The 15,573-nt window shown below is 44.6% G+C and carries 21 protein-coding genes and 1 pseudogene; 12 read left to right on the forward strand and 10 right to left on the reverse strand.

The features are described 5' to 3' along the window. Positions 1–49: 49 nt before the first annotated feature. Positions 50–229, reverse strand: a complete 180-nt coding sequence (locus BM122_RS02645) for a hypothetical protein (protein ID WP_074903414.1) — start codon at positions 227–229, stop codon at positions 50–52. A gap of 230 nt (positions 230–459) precedes the next feature. Between BM122_RS02645 and BM122_RS02650 the strand changes: the two genes are divergently transcribed. From BM122_RS02650 to BM122_RS02665, 4 genes and pseudogenes are all read left to right on the forward strand, one after another. Further along, positions 460–1,251, forward strand: a complete 792-nt coding sequence (locus BM122_RS02650; protein WP_074903416.1) for a hypothetical protein — start codon at positions 460–462, stop codon at positions 1,249–1,251. A gap of 127 nt (positions 1,252–1,378) precedes the next feature. Further along, positions 1,379–1,588 (forward strand): annotated as a pseudogene (locus tag BM122_RS02655) (Wadjet anti-phage system protein JetD domain-containing protein); the annotation flags it as partial. Between the two features lie 64 nt (positions 1,589–1,652). Continuing rightward, complete coding sequence (locus BM122_RS02660) at positions 1,653–2,138, forward strand: antitoxin Xre/MbcA/ParS toxin-binding domain-containing protein (protein ID WP_083398308.1); 486 nt, start codon at positions 1,653–1,655, stop codon at positions 2,136–2,138. Then, positions 2,138–2,596 carry an RES family NAD+ phosphorylase gene (locus tag BM122_RS02665; RefSeq protein WP_074903418.1) on the forward strand — a complete coding sequence of 153 codons (459 nt, stop codon included), beginning with the start codon at positions 2,138–2,140 and terminating at the stop codon, positions 2,594–2,596. Before BM122_RS02660 ends, BM122_RS02665 begins: the two co-directional genes overlap by 1 nt. A 49-nt stretch (positions 2,597–2,645) precedes the next feature. Here the strand turns inward: BM122_RS02665 and BM122_RS23080 are convergent, their stop codons facing one another. Further along, positions 2,646–2,822, reverse strand: a complete 177-nt coding sequence (locus BM122_RS23080; RefSeq protein WP_177198027.1) for a hypothetical protein — start codon at positions 2,820–2,822, stop codon at positions 2,646–2,648. Between the two features lie 146 nt (positions 2,823–2,968). On the opposite strand from BM122_RS23080, the gene dbpA reads away from it, so the two are divergent. The 3 genes from dbpA (at position 2,969) to BM122_RS02675 (ending at position 5,732) form a co-directional block, all read left to right on the forward strand. Beyond that, positions 2,969–4,390 (forward strand): ATP-dependent RNA helicase DbpA, encoded by a 1,422-nt coding sequence (dbpA, locus tag BM122_RS02670; protein WP_074903420.1) that lies wholly within the window; start codon positions 2,969–2,971, stop codon positions 4,388–4,390. 305 nt (positions 4,391–4,695) lie between these two features. Then, positions 4,696–4,809 (forward strand): type II toxin-antitoxin system RelE/ParE family toxin, encoded by a 114-nt coding sequence (locus BM122_RS25800; protein ID WP_371264885.1) that lies wholly within the window; start codon positions 4,696–4,698, stop codon positions 4,807–4,809. A 317-nt stretch (positions 4,810–5,126) separates the two neighbouring features. Continuing rightward, a complete protein-coding gene (locus BM122_RS02675; RefSeq protein WP_074903422.1) occupies positions 5,127–5,732 on the forward strand; it encodes a class I SAM-dependent methyltransferase in 606 nt (201 codons plus the stop codon). On the opposite strand, the gene BM122_RS02680 is transcribed toward BM122_RS02675, so the two are convergent. Continuing rightward, positions 5,704–6,735: an HNH endonuclease gene (locus BM122_RS02680; protein ID WP_074903424.1), complete on the reverse strand. Its 1,032-nt coding sequence runs from the start codon at positions 6,733–6,735 to the stop codon at positions 5,704–5,706. The genes BM122_RS02675 and BM122_RS02680 overlap by 29 nt on opposite strands. Before the next feature lie 483 nt (positions 6,736–7,218). Here BM122_RS02680 and BM122_RS24750 point away from each other — a divergent pair, with 483 nt between their 5' ends. Next, positions 7,219–7,407: a hypothetical protein gene (locus tag BM122_RS24750; protein WP_256211849.1), complete on the forward strand. Its 189-nt coding sequence runs from the start codon at positions 7,219–7,221 to the stop codon at positions 7,405–7,407. Positions 7,408–7,461: 54 nt separating this feature from the next. Continuing rightward, positions 7,462–8,091 carry a restriction endonuclease gene (locus BM122_RS02685; protein WP_256211850.1) on the forward strand — a complete coding sequence of 210 codons (630 nt, stop codon included), beginning with the start codon at positions 7,462–7,464 and terminating at the stop codon, positions 8,089–8,091. A gap of 86 nt (positions 8,092–8,177) precedes the next feature. On the opposite strand, the gene BM122_RS02690 is transcribed toward BM122_RS02685, so the two are convergent. The 3 genes from BM122_RS02690 to BM122_RS02700 form a co-directional block, all read right to left on the reverse strand. Continuing rightward, entirely contained in the window at positions 8,178–8,432 is a 255-nt protein-coding gene (locus BM122_RS02690) for a hypothetical protein (protein ID WP_046850705.1), read from the reverse strand. A gap of 1,070 nt (positions 8,433–9,502) precedes the next feature. Then, complete coding sequence (locus BM122_RS23085) at positions 9,503–9,892, reverse strand: hypothetical protein (protein WP_177198028.1); 390 nt, start codon at positions 9,890–9,892, stop codon at positions 9,503–9,505. A gap of 290 nt (positions 9,893–10,182) precedes the next feature. Next, positions 10,183–10,575, reverse strand: coding sequence for a carboxymuconolactone decarboxylase family protein (locus BM122_RS02700; protein WP_074903426.1), 393 nt, complete (start codon positions 10,573–10,575; stop codon positions 10,183–10,185). Between the two features lie 920 nt (positions 10,576–11,495). On the opposite strand from BM122_RS02700, the gene BM122_RS02705 reads away from it, so the two are divergent. From BM122_RS02705 to hflC, 3 genes are all read left to right on the forward strand, one after another. Further along, a complete protein-coding gene (locus BM122_RS02705; RefSeq protein WP_074903428.1) occupies positions 11,496–12,050 on the forward strand; it encodes an acyloxyacyl hydrolase in 555 nt (184 codons plus the stop codon). Between the two features lie 215 nt (positions 12,051–12,265). Beyond that, on the forward strand, positions 12,266–13,237 hold the full coding sequence (gene hflK, locus BM122_RS02710) for an FtsH protease activity modulator HflK (RefSeq protein ID WP_074903430.1): 972 nt from the start codon (positions 12,266–12,268) through the stop codon (positions 13,235–13,237). Beyond that, positions 13,234–14,199 (forward strand): protease modulator HflC, encoded by a 966-nt coding sequence (gene hflC, locus BM122_RS02715; RefSeq protein ID WP_074903432.1) that lies wholly within the window; start codon positions 13,234–13,236, stop codon positions 14,197–14,199. Before hflK ends, hflC begins: the two co-directional genes overlap by 4 nt. 77 nt (positions 14,200–14,276) lie before the next feature. Here the strand turns inward: hflC and BM122_RS25805 are convergent, their stop codons facing one another. From BM122_RS25805 to BM122_RS02735, 4 genes are all read right to left on the reverse strand, one after another. After that, positions 14,277–14,495, reverse strand: a complete 219-nt coding sequence (locus BM122_RS25805) for a hypothetical protein (protein ID WP_074903433.1) — start codon at positions 14,493–14,495, stop codon at positions 14,277–14,279. 86 nt (positions 14,496–14,581) lie between these two features. Next, complete coding sequence (locus tag BM122_RS02725) at positions 14,582–14,854, reverse strand: DUF5985 family protein (RefSeq protein ID WP_074903435.1); 273 nt, start codon at positions 14,852–14,854, stop codon at positions 14,582–14,584. 10 nt (positions 14,855–14,864) lie between these two features. Then, the gene (locus BM122_RS02730; RefSeq protein WP_074903437.1) at positions 14,865–15,122 is read right to left on the reverse strand and encodes a DUF5985 family protein; all 258 of its coding nucleotides are present in this window, start codon (positions 15,120–15,122) and stop codon (positions 14,865–14,867) included. Between the two features lie 2 nt (positions 15,123–15,124). Next, positions 15,125–15,508 (reverse strand): hypothetical protein, encoded by a 384-nt coding sequence (locus BM122_RS02735; protein ID WP_074903439.1) that lies wholly within the window; start codon positions 15,506–15,508, stop codon positions 15,125–15,127. Positions 15,509–15,573: the final 65 nt, after the last annotated feature.

Genomic DNA, 15,573 nt, shown 5'->3' on the forward strand with positions numbered 1-15,573 from the left:
AGGGGAATAATATTGATTTTAGTTGAAATTCTAACAGAACCTGCGTGATTTAGTTGCTAGCTTCCAGCAAGCCACGCTGTTGCAGCCACTCCAGTAAGTGCTGCACTTTTTGAATACTCATCGATTGCTGAGTAAGTTCAGCATTGCAGCCAGCGTTAAAGGGTGCAACATGATGCAGTTGCGCACCAATCGAACCCAGGATAATTTGCACCGAAATGAAATGCTCCATTTCCTCCTTGGCGATGCCATGGGAATAACCTCTTGCCAGCCACGCGCTACATCACGAATTCCGGCGCCGCCTACGGTCTACCGAGGGTTAATAAATGAAATAAATCAACTATTATAAGATATGCAGCTTATCCTGCTTCAGATTGTTCAGCTTGTGTTTAAGATCTCTGGTATAAAGTTACGACTAGTTAATTTCCTATTACTAAATTCTACGCAATTTGCGAAAAAATCATGATAAAAAAATACTATTCTGCCCATTCAGGTATTTTCCTTTTGTTATGGGTTTTGATTTTGACCCTTATCTCTCAACTCGCTTTTGCAGTAACATTATTTATTGATAATAAAGGCTACATTTACGGCAGATTAAGTAATGTGAATCTGGAAAAAACTTATAGCAGCGCCTATGCCGGGGACATCCTGCTGGGCCATGACAGTACAACTTTCACCAGTATTGGCAATCAACCAGCTAATTTAGTTTCTAATCCATGGGAGTTCTGTTTTGAAAAAGACCGCTATGAAGAAATTGAAAATCTCATTGGCAATTACGTTGTGCTTGAATTCAAAACACCTAAAAGTAATGAACTGCTTTCTTGTTCTGCCACTAAAGAATTAGTAGCCATCTATCCGGTTGATGAAAATCAAGTATTGGATAAAATGCATTTTATTGGTGACATCAATACGAGTGATCAGGAAATTTCCCGTGGTGTTGAGTTTGGCAGAATAGTCAATGTCTTTGAAAATAAAAATTCAAATAGAACTTACTTCATGACAGTGCAGATGGGGAGTAGCGGAAACAGCTTTCGTCATTTTCTTATAGATGATCATGATTTATATGATTTTGCTGTCATAATCATGAAAGCGGCGGCAATGGTAAAAATTCATTATAGTGAACGATTATCCATGAGCAATCCTTTTGGCCAGAGTGGCCTGGGCTCTATGTCATATGTCTCAGAAATAGAAATTGTTGGCGGGAAGTCGAGCGTTCCGCAAACGGAAATTGCTGGCGAGCAGTCTGACTCATAATATAACTGGTAGGGTGCAATAAGTGCAACGCACATTGCACCAGATGGTGAAGTGAGGCACATACGGCGCAATGCCCGATGGTTATTGCGCCTTACGCGGGTTGTGTTAAGTTTCCGCATGCGCGCCATTCCTGATGGATCACACGACCTTGCTGGCGTTCGCAGCACACTGGGGCACGGAAACCAAGCCAACCCAGCGCGACCTGCCGCGCCTGACGCCGGCAGAGCAAGCGTTGTACGATGATTTGCGCGAGTACCGTTTGCACAAGAATCTGCGGCTTGAACAGGAATGCATAGGCTTCGAGTGGCTAAAAGCAGCGCTTGCGGCGCTCGCGTGAACTTATCAAGATACAATCTATCAATTGAGGTATGATCATTACTCATATGAGTAAAGGTGACTTCATGGAAACAACACGCGCAGAAAAAGAAAAATTGGCTACTCCTGTCGCCGCAGAAACTAGTGAACGTACAAGCTCCAGCCAGGAATTTTTACGCTGGAGCAAGAAAATTCTCAAAAGCAATGCTGGCGAAAGAATACGCCTGATTCGGGCAGGCGTCGATGCAATGCTATTGGTCAAAGCCAGCGAATATTATGAAATACCGCGCGCCAAACTGGCCAGGATTATCGGTTTATCGAGCGCCACGGCAGACCGCAAAATTAAAGCAGGCGACAAGCTGGGGTCAGCCGAATCGGAACGGCTCACGCGCATTGCGCTGATCGAGGCAGAAGCAGAACAGGTGTTTGGCTCGGCGGAGCTGGCCAAACAATGGATGCTAAGCAACAATCTGGTACTGGGCGAATCTCCCTTGTCCTTGCTGGATACCGATGCCGGTTCCGCTGAAGTCCGGCGGATTCTGTCAGCCATTGCCCATGGCGGCGCAGTCTGATGCGGGCTTGGCGCATCGCCAAGCACAAATTTGCTCTGGATCGAAGCGGAGCAGGCGCATATCGGCATGGCGGGCGCTGGAATAATACTGGCATGCATGCCATCTATGCTGGCCTGACGCCCGAGATCGCCGCGCTGGAAAAACTGATCCATACTGGCGATATTCTTCCGGCTGATCTGATGTTGGTGCTGATTGAATTGCCAGATGATGCCACGCTATACGAGACACCCGCCCTCGCGGCCTTACCGGCTGGATGGAATGAATTACCAAGCTCAGTCGCTGCCGCCAGCCTGGGCAGCGGCTTTCTCATGAAGGGGAAGCAGTTAGGCCTCATCATTCCGTCAGTAGTCATACCGGAAGCGAGCAATATCATGATCCATCCCCACCACCCGGACTTTACCAGCGTCACGATGAACATCGTACGCCCATTCAAGTTTGACTCCCGCTTCAGACCATGAGCAACGCATCCGTGCGGTAGCCTGCAGCCGCTGGCATGCAACCTCGATTTTATAAGGATTCCTCTGGCACACTAACTTGCCCTGATGGCAGGTCTGGCGCAAATACGGCATCCTTGGCATGCGCCTTGCGGCGGGGACGTTGTGATTTTGCTGCATTTTCTGCATGGTTCAATCGGATACGTTCCAACAACACGCTGGCAGGTTCGTCATTGGGATCTTGCGGCACCAGTAAGGTAGCACATACGGCGCAATGCCCGCTGGTTATTGCGCCTTACGCAGGCTGCGCGGATTAAGGCAACGTGTTTTGCATCACTACTTTTACCAGACCATACAATTCTATGCGTATTCCGCTGATATCTGGGATAATTGCGGATGAATAATACTATACAGACAACCTCTTCGTCCGCAGTGAACTCTGTTGGGCGCCTTTTTAACGAATTGCCGCTGTCGCCCGGCTTGCGGGCAACATTACAGCAGCTTGAATACCTGACGATGACGCCGATTCAAGCGGTCAGTCTACCGATTACGCTCGCGGGGCACGACCTGATCGCGCAGGCAAAGACGGGGAGTGGTAAGACGGCAGCGTATGCGCTGGCGCTGCTTACCAGGCTAAATCCACGCTGCTTTGCGGTACAAGCCATGGTGCTGTGTCCAACGCGCGAGCTGGCAGATCAGGTCACGCAGGAGCTTCGCCGGCTGGCACGATCGGTAGACAATATCAAAATTCTTACCTTGTGCGGCGGCAGCACCATGCGTCCACAGATGGCCAGCCTGGAGCATGGTGCCCACATCGTCGTCGGTACTCCCGGCCGCATTATGGATCATCTGGCGCGTGGCAGTCTGGATCTGGTACAACTCAATACCCTGGTGCTTGACGAAGCGGATCGCATGCTGGATATGGGCTTTTACGATGACATGGCTTTTGTCGTAAAACGCTGCCCGCCCAAGCGCCAAACCCTCCTGTTCTCGGCCACCTATCCCGCAGGTATCGCGGGATTAGCGCGACAATTCTTACGTAATCCACAGGAAGTGAAACTGCTGGAGCAGCATGAGGAAAACAAGATACGCCAGCGTTTTTACGAGGTAAACCATGAGGGGCGTTTGCAGGCTGTCGGTCAGCTGCTCAGGCATTATCGGCCAGTCAGTACGCTCGTGTTTTGTAACACCAGACAGCAATGCCGTGATCTGTTGGCAGTGTTACAGGCGCAAGGCATTCATGCGCTGACCTTGAATGGCGATCTGGAACAACGTGAGCGTGATCAGGTGCTGATCCAGTTTGCCAATCGCAGTTGCTCAGTATTGGTCGCAACCGATGTGGCCGCACGTGGCCTGGATATCTCACGACTCGAAGCGGTCATTAATGTTGATGTAACGCCCGAACCGGAAATCCATATCCATCGCATTGGCCGCACGGGCCGCGCCGATGAAAACGGCTGGGCATTAAGCTTGTGCAGCCCGTCCGAAATGCTCCGGGTCGAGGCGATTGCAAGGATGATGGGCTTCGAACCAGAATGGCACGACCTGGCTACGTTGCCAAGTGATAACACTACCCCACTGGCATCACCCATGGTGACACTGCAAATACTCGGTGGCCGCAAGGAGAAGATCCGCCCTGGCGACGTGCTGGGTGCGCTCACCGGCGAAGCAGGTTTTACGCGTGAGCAAGTCGGCAAAATCACGGTGACAGATCAATCGACCTATGTCGCTGTCGCACGCAACATCGCCCGTGAAGCTGTGCGCAGATTGTCCGCGGGCAAGGTCAAAGGTAAGTCGGTAAAAGTACGTGCATTATAGGTTGATTCAGGATTAAACCGCCATACCTGGAGTGCTACGCTATAAAAGAGCAATACTAACAGCCAGCACGAAATTGGCGAGTATCTCTAACCCTGAATAATTTATATACTTCTCGTTCCCAGCACTAAAAATTTACTCGAAATGCACGCCTGGATACCCGATCAACCAAATTAAATATTTTATCAAGCTTGTCTTTCTGGCTAGATGCTATTGGCGTGAACAACAAGCCGATTTATATTTGGTGCAAATAAAGCATAGAATTCTAGGTCTGTTAGAACGCCTTATATGGGTGCAGCCGTCCGGATGTGGCAGATGGGTACAGATGTTTGCCAGAAGGTAAACATCTCACTTTTTATCGTATCGATGGTGATATGGTGAAAATTCTGGGTGTGCCGCATGCCAGCATGGACATCGATTGACATTTGGAATCAGAATTACCAAATATTAAGTGTGAAGAGTCATCAAATCTTTGCACAGGATTATTCAAAAACATTTTAAATAATGTTTGCCTTTCGCCATACTCCGCGTCAGGTTCCCAATCGGCTACATCAAAAACCGTTGCTGAATTAAAGGCTATCGGGACATTTAATCTGATCAGCTTGTAGGATGTAATAAGCGCAGCGTATTGCACCGGATGGTGAAGTAGCATATACGGGGAGGTTGATAATTTGTTTTTTTACTAATAATGTAAGCTTATTAGTTGGAGCCGATTTTGAGCTATTACATATTGTAAATTATGGACCCACAAACTATCTCAGTTTATGACAGGTCTGCTGAGCAAATTGCTGAGCAGCACAAAGTGCTAGTACCGACTCGTATTTATCAACTTGTTAATAAATTTTTTATTAAAGGAGAGGCTTGTGCTGATATTGGTTGCGGCATAGGACGTGATAGTGCATGGTTGTCCAAACAAGGATATGCGGTTGTAAGTATTGATGCTTCCGAGGGAATGTTGCAACAGGCAAGGCAGCTTAACCCAAATGCTTATTTTATCCAGGATAGTCTGCCACTATTGAAGAAACAGGCTGATTCCTCCTTCACCAACGTGTTATGTTCTGCAGTTATCATGCATTTGGCAGATGATCAGATTGCTTGTGCAGTAACAAATCTCGTACGCATTACTGCTGTAGATGGTGTGCTAATTATTTCTTTTCGTGGTACGAATAGCAAAGACCACCGCGAGAACGGTAAACTCTACAGTGTTATCAAGCTTGATAAGTTGGTTTCTTTGTTTACTCAAGCAGGAACTAGATTATTGCACAGTGAAATTGATTACCAAGGAGACAGGGATTTGGAATGGACTAATATCGTTCTTAAAAAATTGCCGCCCCTTGCTGTTTAGGCTGCCATTTACGGCCACTTATTGCTAGATGCTCAATTGAGCAATTATATGCTTCTTGTAAGTAAGCTTGGCGTTTTTCAGTTGTATTTCCTGTCTGAGAAATAAGTGTTTCTCTCAGTGGGTGGTGTGAAGTGATTAAATATTCATTCCGATTAAAAAGGCGTTCCAGCAATTCAATGGATGGAAGTCTATCAAACTTGCCATTTTCACCACGATTGCATTCCTGACAAGCTAAAACCAAATTTGCTATCCCATCAATTGGTTTACGATTATCGCACTGCTTCAGTTTATGTGGGAAAAAATGGTCAACTTCAGCCATTTTCTCGTTGCCGAAGATTACAGAAATCTCGCGAAAACAATAAAAACATCGACCTTTCTGATAGCCATTCAAAGCAGGGCGCGCCGGTGTTACAGAGGTGCGCCGTATGGCATTGACACCCATAAGTAAACTACCTTCTTCTTCATATTCGACTAGCATTAAATTACGAGGTAGATTATTTTCCCAAGCAGACTCAACCAAGCGCCAGCGTGACTCGGTTTCTTGAGCGAAGTTAGCAAACTGCTGTTGTTCACCGAGAAGCATAAAATCATCAGTTAATTGAATTGCATTTTTCTTGTTACGTTCATCAATAAAAAAACGAACATCAATTTCTTTACCATGTACGTTATGGAAAGCATCCAGCACATTGACAAAGCCATAGCGTACAGTGTTAGAGATCATTTCATCTTTTTCTACTGCACCTTTATTAAACGCACGTAGCTTATCCAAAAATGTACTTTGCTCACTTGTACCTTGTTTTGGATGCTCTTTTAAGTGCTCGCAAAGGTGAGTAGCATAAGGCACTGCAAGCTCTTCAAGGGTGATATGTGTTTTTCCCGATGAATAAAAGTCAAAAAGGGTTTTTGCAAGAGCAAATTTGTATGAAGCCGAATTACGCCCAAAAAGAATAATGGCACGCCAATAATTTTCAGCAATAGGTTCTAATTCATAAAAACGTGACATTATTCGATTTAGTTTCCAGAATTTCTTAGTGTCAGGAGAGTTCTAATTCGGTAAAAGATACGATGTAATTGCTTGCATAAACATACATTATTTATTATCTGCGAAATACTTCTCAGTAAGCATACCAAGACGCAGCAATTGCTCATCATGCTGGCTCAATACTGAAAAATTTGATATGACTATTTATTCTTATTCTTTTTTTGAATTTCATTTTCCTTTCAGTCTTATATTCTAATGGCATTAACACAGAAACCATAAATATTCTGATGGGTACCGACATTATCCAGTCACCTTACATCGCTTGTTACCTTTGAAGTAGCTGAAAAACAATCACAAAATCTGAATTAAGTCCGGTTTGGTTGTTGCAGTTGTTTAAAGGCATACATGAGTTTGGAAGATAGCCGTCAAGTATCTCATGACAGTAAAACGTCACAATATAAAGTAATGTAATTTGCATAAACTAATTTCAAGCTACTGAAGTAAATGATGGGAAGAAGAAAAACCAGTCTTGCAGAAGATTTGATGGATATAACAGCAGCACTGCCGTGGTGGGTGGGAGTTATTCTTGCTGTTATCGCCTATAGCATTTTGCAGCATTATGCTGTACTTGAACTACCAACTAATGCTGTTCCGGGGAAGATGAGCCATGTGGTCATTGAGCAAATGGGGTGAATTTTCGCTTACTATGGGCAATATATTCTGCCACTGCTATTTTTACTCGGTGCATTGGGATCTTTTATCAAACGGCGCAAACGTAAGAATCTTATCCAAACTGTTGTCAAGGGAAAGCACAGTGATACTTTGCGCGATATTAGCTGGAGAGATTTCGAATTGCTGGTAGGAGAAGCCTTCCGCATGCATGGATTCTCAGTCGTTGAAACAGGTGGAGGAGGGGCTGATGGCGGCATCGATCTTGTCCTTAAAAAAGAAGGAGAGGTTTTTCTCGTTCAATGCAAACAATGGCGAGCTTATAAAGTATCGGTCAACGTTGTGCGTGAGCTACTTGGCGTGATGGTAACAAAAGGAGCAACGGGTGGATTCGTGGTAACCTCTGGAGTCTTTACAGCGGAAGCAAAGCCATTCGCCAAAGGGCGAAATATTGAATTGATTGACGGCTCTGCGCTTTCGATCATGATCGAGAAAGCGCGTGCTAATGTGTCAATTTGTTCTGCTACTGGAAAGAAGATTTCTCAGGCACCTTCACCAACGTCTAGCATACCAATCGATGCGCCCAACTGCCCTAAATGTGGCGGCTCAATGGTGAAACGGGTAGCCAAGCGAGGGGAAAAGGCAGGTGTCCCATTTTGGGGGTGTGCTGAATTTCCCAAATGCCTAGGAATCCGAGTTATCAACTGAAGTAGTAAAGTAAGATCCTCTTTCTTGTGAGCATCAGGCGTTTTTCTTCATTTTCTGCATACTAAAAATCCTTCTTATCCTCTGTGTTACGCGTTAGCGTTACTATCAGATTTAGGCCTATTCATCAGCGCAATAATCGTTGCAGTAGGAATAAATCCATCAATCTGTTCAGTGACATCGAGCGCTTCTAGCCCATAGAGGAGTCCGCTTGGGCCGAACATGGCTGCACAAAGGGCACAACCGATCAGTTCTCCTCCGAAGGGAATGATGAAAAGCGTGCGCCCCAGTGTGAAATCGATTAAGTCAAAGAGTATGCATACGGCGAGTTTGAGTCCCCACATAGAATCTTCCTGTTAGTTATCTTTAAAAATGATATTTTGAAAATATGAATTAAATTTTCGTGAAAGAAGCATATCATTTTCTGGTGAGAATACTGGACAGCTACCTCCGCTTTTATGAATGGCATTGGTGACAATTCGCTGATATTAAAAGTTTTAAGTTGAGGGTGATCATTTAGTCTAGTAGTCAAGTTGCCTATTTTGATTCTAGGTGAAATAGAGTGGGTTAGTGAAAGTGCAGTTTCAGGTAGGCGTCCACACGCTGGTTTTTAACCTCAAGCAGCTTATGACATTGAATTTGATCCAATAACGTGATGTTATACATAGGGCAATTCACTCTCAATATGCCAGCTTATTCCATTTCTAAATCAAAACAAACTTTGTCGGCTCTACCTGGCCATATTAGTTATACTGTCTGCGGCTCGCCTTCGTGTCATTTTTGATTTGGAAATGGAATCAGGCAAATTGAGAGGGAAAAGATTCCTAGGCCAAAGTTTCCATTAATTTTGCGATTTTCTTGACCTAACATTGCTGGATTTTTTGTTTCTATTCGCTTTGGTTGAATTTTCCGACAAGCCCATGTTACTTATCTTGTTTATGGCGGCCAGGTTTGTCCGCGCTAATAAACCCTTTGGGTAACAAGTATGTTAGAGCGTATCAGAATAGGGATAGAAACGTGTCAAGACAGAGCCTGATGTAATTTAACACTTACAGACACGATACCTGGAAAAGGCCGCATACGCGGCCTTTTTCTACATCTGTCTCGAAGGCTGTAAATTATCATTCAAACTACGATCTAATACATTCTTACCAAAAAAATGGTAGAAATTCACTAGTAGTTTGCGGTACTCAGCTCTACCATCTTAGTAGATTGTAATATTAGAATGTGAGACTAGATAATTTACAGTTCCTGTATGTTACAGTTATGCATTACTTTTTCAGATTTTGCTTCTGACTCTGATTTATGACATTGACGTTATTCTTCTTTTTAGAATCAGTAGTTTGAGATTGAATTGCTCATCCGCAATCTATCACTCTGGTAACGAGTAAGTAGTTAATAATCGAGCTGATTATTAATAACGCGAGGTACCAGGTGTACTAGGACTACCAGGTGCAGTAGAACTACTAGGAGTACTAGGAGTACCAGGACTACGTGGGGTACCAGTAGTGTCAGGACTAGAAGGGGTACCTGGAATAACAGAGCTACCAGGGGTGCCAGGACTAGCAGGAGTACCCGTGGTGTCAGGACTAGAAGGGGTACCAGGACTAACAGAGCTACCAGGAATACTAGGAGTAACCGGACTAACAGGAGTAGTACCAGAACTACGAGGAGTTCCAGGAGTGCTAGTACTACCAGCAGGGCTCTGATCATTTGTGATACTCTGAGCAAATACGATGCTGGTAAACATGAATGTACTAGCCAATATTGTTGTTCCTATGGATGTTAAAGTTAATTTATACATAACTTGTCTCCTTAATTTATAGCTCATGCATAGAAATAAGCTTAATGCATGAAAACTGCATTAGTTAATTCTCTTTGCGTCGACCAATAAGCAAGAAATTAACACAAAGAAAAAGGAAGAAATATAACAAAGCATATAAATCCTTGAAGCAATGAATAAACAATTAATCAAGGCAAACATATTTTATTATTTAACAATATAAAGCAGTAATAAATCACAAAGCAATAATGCAGGTACTTACAATTTTTATCTTTTATGTGGAAAACTTTGATTTATTTACCCACAGTATTTCACATAGAACCCTTATTTTTATCAAGCTCTGCAAAAACTTCTTTTGCTACCAGTAGCGCATTCACCGCGGCCGGAAAGCCGGCATATACGGCCATTTGAATGATCACCTCCACAATTTCCTGTCGGGTGCAGCCAACGTTTAAGCTCCCTTGGATATGGGCCTTCAATTCGGTAGGCGCATTGCCGAGGGTGGTGAGGGAGGCAATGGTGGCGATTTGCCGTTCTTTCGGTGACAAAACGCCGCGCGAATAAATATCACCGTATGGAAATTCGATAATGAAGCGGGCAAAGTCAGGCGCAATATCCTTGAGGGTATCCATGACGCCCTCACCGATATGTCCATGAATTTTGGCAAGGGCTTCTTGACCGCGTGTGTAGCGATTTGATTCCATCAGATTTACCTATGAAAGTTATTAGACCGCATCAATTTTATGCTTTTTTCGGGATGAATTCTCTCTGGCTACCTGCTTCTTTAAGGTTTAGATCAGAGGGATGCTAAGCTCGAGCCTTTGTACCGATAGCTAAAAGTGATTATCCACAATTTTCGTGGATAAGGCTGTGGTAACTGGTTTATGCCGAGGGAGAGTAATGGTTATTTCGACTGCTTTAAAAAGAAGCTAACATTTGCACATGGTCTGTCTTTATTTTCATTATGCCACTTTTAAATCAAATCTGACTTTGTCGGCTTTCCCTTGCCGTCTCATTTATACTATCTGCAGCTCGCCTTCGCATCATGTTTGACTTGGAAATGGAATAAGGGTTTTGTTTATCTTCCATACTCATAAACAAGGAAACGCAATATCTTGATACTAATCCGTTCTGCTAACTATCTACCGAAAATAAAGTACGTTTGCGTTTTGAAATTATGAGCAGGTTAATTTGAATATTACCAATTGAAATCCTTTATTCACAATTTTCGTGGATAAGGCTGTGAGTAACTGCTTTATGTTGAGGTAGGATAATGATTATTTCAACTGCCTCAAAATGAGGCTGGCAGTTTGTACCCTATATCTACTGCTATTTCTGTCAGCGTTTTTTTGTCTCTAATTCCATTTCTAAATCAAAAATGACTTTGTCAGCTTCACCTTGCCGTATTATTTATACTGTCTGCGGCTCGCCTTCGCGTCATTTTTGATTTAGAGATGGAATAACCTGAAAATCTAGTGAAGCTGATCTAGAGACGGATGAATTTGAGATGAATTGAAGGATTCAGTGAGGCTTATAAAAATTTTTTCATCAAAGATGGATAGACCAAATATCTCATCTGTTGTTAAATTACCTTCATAGAAATATGAGGAATATTCGTTTGATTATGCGCACTCAAATTATTGGGGGATTGGTTTTCAGCCTGGCTTGTATTGTTTCGTCTGCTGGCTTTGCAGAGGAGCAGAAGACGCTTGCCTGGTTGCATGAGGTCAAGTTCGGCATATTACACCATGATACCGGCGGTTTGTGGAGTGGTTTCAATCGCGAGAGCGGGGTTGATTTCAATCTGGAAGCCATCTTTTCGCCTCATGTCAAATTTCTCGGTGGGAGCTTTCGCCCCGCCTTTGGCGGGTCGGCGAATACGGCGGGGGATACCTCCAAATTATATACGGATATTCGTTGGCAATACGAGCATACAAGTGGTATTTTTTTTGGTATTGGCATAGGCGGGGCAGTGCATAACGGTAAACTTCATCTTGAGCAGGATGATCGTAAGGCGCTCGGGTCACGTGTGCTATTTCATATTCCGATTGAGATAGGCTATCGCCTCGGCGCCAAAACCTCGTTGTCGGTTTATTTTGATCACGTTTCCAATGCCTTTCTCGCGGATAAGAATGAAGGTATGGATACGTTGGGGGGGCGCTTCGGTTTTCGATTCTAGCTTTCCCATTCCATCGCAGTACGTTCAATCCTTTTTGATCAAAAGGAGTAGGTGAAGTTAGGTTCTTTAACGCTGTTCAAGCTTATTATTCCATTTCTAAATCAAAACTGACTTTGTCGGCTTCACCTTGCCGTATTATTTATACTGTCTGCGGTTCGCCTTCGCGTCATTTTCGATTTAGAAATGGAATTACTCTTTTTAACTGGAGATGGTAAATGAACGATCTCAAGTCAATTCTAGGACGTATCTTAAGTACGCGGCCAATTTACCCCTTGCTGGGTGTCATGCTGCTGATCGTGGCGTTGACTTCTTCGTTTTATACCATTCCGGCTGAGTCGGAAGGTATTGTGCTTCGCTTTGGCAAATATATCGAAAAAGTTCCATCGGGCTTACATGTCAAATTGCCGTTTGAAATTGATACCGTGATTTCGGTACCGACGCAGCGGCAGCAGAAACTGGAATTCGGTTTTGCCACACCTGGGTATACTAACCCCGATCAGGCTGGTGATGAGCCAGAGCTGGAGAAATCGATGGTGACCGGCGATCTGAATTCAGCCCTGGTGGAATGGATCGTACAGTATCGCATTACTGATCCTGAAAAATACCTGTTCGATGTGCGCGACCCTGGCCTGACTTTACGGGATATTTCTGAGGCAGTGATGCGCGAGGTCGTAGGCGATCGGACGGTCGATGAGATCATTACTATCGGTCGGCAAGAGATTGAGGAAACTGCCTTAGCGCGTATTCGCCTGCTGACAGAACACTATCAGTTGGGGATGACCATTAACCAGGTGCAGTTGAAAAATGTCAATCCACCAGAACCGGTGCAGCCTTCTTTTAATGAAGTAAATCGTGCGCAGCAGGATCGGGAAAATGCCATTAACCTGGCAAATGGCGAGTACAACAAAGCTGTGCCGCGCGCACGCGGTGAAGCCGATCAGAAAATACGTGCAGCCGATGGCTATCGGTTTAAGCGCATTAATGAAGCCGAGGGGGATGTGGCTGCCTTCAATCAATTGCTGGAGCAATATCTCAAGGCACCGGAGGTCACGCGCACCCGTATCTATCTGGAGACCTTGGGTGAAGTATTACCGCAAGCCAGGCAGCAAATTATCGTGGACGATACGGTGCAGCAGATCTTGCCTATGCTACCTTTTCCAACCAAATCAGTGGAGAGGCTGCAATGAAACAGTCGATAAAAAGCATCGCATTCATCCTGGCGGTAGTGATTCTGGTAGCCATGTCCACCTATACGATCAATCAGACTGAGCAGGTCATCATTACCCAGTTTGGCAAACCGGTAGGGGATCCGATTACAACACCCGGATTGCATTTCAAGCTGCCTTTTATCCAGCGGGTGAACAGTTTTGATAAACGCTATCTGGCTTGGGACGGACCCATGGTAGAAATGTCAACCAAGGATAAAACCTATGTGCAGGTGGATACGTTTGCCCGCTGGCGGATTAAAGAGCCGATGCGTTACTACTTGCGACTGAGGGACGAACGCAGCGCTCAGTCACGCTTGGAGGATATCCTCGGTAGTGAAACCCGCACAGCAATCGCGCGGCACGAACTCATCGAAGCGGTACGCTCCGATAAAGACCGGCAACCACTGCAGGATGAAAGCTTCGGTTCTTTAACAGGCACAGGTACACTGGGTCTATTACGGCCGATCAAAGTGGGCCGTGCTGCGATCGAGAAAGAAGTGTTCGAAGCAGCCGCACCCAAATTGGCAGAGTTTGGCATTGAATTGCTCGATGTTCGTTTCAAGCGCATTCATTACAATCAACAGGTGCTGGAACGTATCTACCAACGGATGATCAGTGAGCGTTTACAGATTGCGCAGCGTTTCCGTTCGGAAGGTGAGGGGGAGGCAGCACGTATCAATGGTAACAAGGAGCGCGACATTAACGAAATCGCATCGACCGCTTACAAGCGTGCTCAGGAAATTCGCGGCGAGGCCGATGCCAAAGCGTCGGAAATCTACGCCAAGGCTTATGCGCAGAAACCTGAAGCAGCCGAATTTTATAAATTCCTCAAAAGCATGGAAACCTACCGCAAGATTGTTAATGGCGATGCTACCCTGGTGCTTTCAACTGACAGTGAGCTGTTTGCATGGCTTAAACGAATCGAACAGAAAGAGCATTAAATAAATGAATGAATTGGACTTCTAACGGCAGGTTTTAGCTAATGAGTTCAAGGCAGCTTGTTCTTGTTGAGTAGAGATCAATTTGTATTTATGCTTAATGTGCTTCCACCGCTTTCCATACTCACACCAATAGGCTTTTCGAGGCGGCAGCCATTATTCATGGGGCGCTTTATCTGATTGCCATGATTAGTTTTGTCGCTTACCACTACAAGATTGTCGAAGTCATTAGCAAATTCTCTGCGCTGCCTTTTTGTCCAGTTGCCGGCACCATGCCGGTGGGCATGCGCAAGTGGCACAATATGATCGATATCGACATCTGACGCTTGGGTAATGTTTTTCCGGTTTAGACGCCAAACTATTTGAAAAAAATAGTTTTCAAATATTAATTATCGCGCTGAGATTTATTTATCTGGTTCTTATCAATAATCGCCACTAGAATCAGAACGAAGGAAAAAAGTCTGACTAAATAGAAAACCGGCTCATTCTCGTCGGCGTTGGAGCTCAGCCCGAGCAAAACTCTGTTTATTCCCTCCAGAGTAAAAGACACGGCGAAAAAAAGAAAGAAACGGTCGTGCGTTCTTTTCCAGAAACGCAGGAAAAACAATCCGATCGTCAAATTCGTCATGGCTATCGCCCCCAGCAACAATTGACTCATAATTTTATCCTTATTCCGAATCCCAGATCAGCCCATACAAAAACACCAGAACTGACGCAAATGCCACTAATAAACGCACTATTAAAAGGTCAAAATGCGGTACCAGCAACTTATCAGCAAACACAAGCGCATTGTTCAACGTCAAGCCGATAAAACACAACCCGCCCCAGAGCAGCAGTTTATATCTGCTCCGGCAATAGGCTTTCAGCAGGAGCCAAGCGCACAACAAAGCGGTTAAAGCGCATAACAGATAAATCGCTCCGGCCATTCTTAATTATCCTCCTTTTTTCTGAATTTGAAGGCATCGGCAAACTTCTGAACCCTGGTTTGCGGTTTATTGTGGATCAAATTTGTGACAGGGATTAAATATTTTGCATAAATTTCAGCAACACGATTTACCATCTCTGCCAGCTCAGGCGAGTTTGGTTGATAAAAGTAACTGGTTGAATTGTTTTCCTTAACTGCGAGAAATCCCTGTGCATGAAGGTGCGCTAAAACTTCTTCGGTTTGCTGTGTATTTGTATAGAGTCTTTGGGCTAATGTCGCACTGTCCCATTCAATTTCCGCTTGATTGCGAAGGAGCAGCAGTCCTTCCAATTCAGCGATGGAATCAATTTTATCAATGATGAACTGCCGCACCTCTTCAGGAATCAAGTCATCTCCATGATTAAATTAATGTATAAGATATTTTCTCCGACAAGGACAATCGTTCGGAAATT

The sequence above is a fragment of the Nitrosomonas communis genome, assembly GCF_900114745.1.
Lineage (GTDB): Bacteria > Pseudomonadota > Gammaproteobacteria > Burkholderiales > Nitrosomonadaceae > Nitrosomonas > Nitrosomonas communis_A.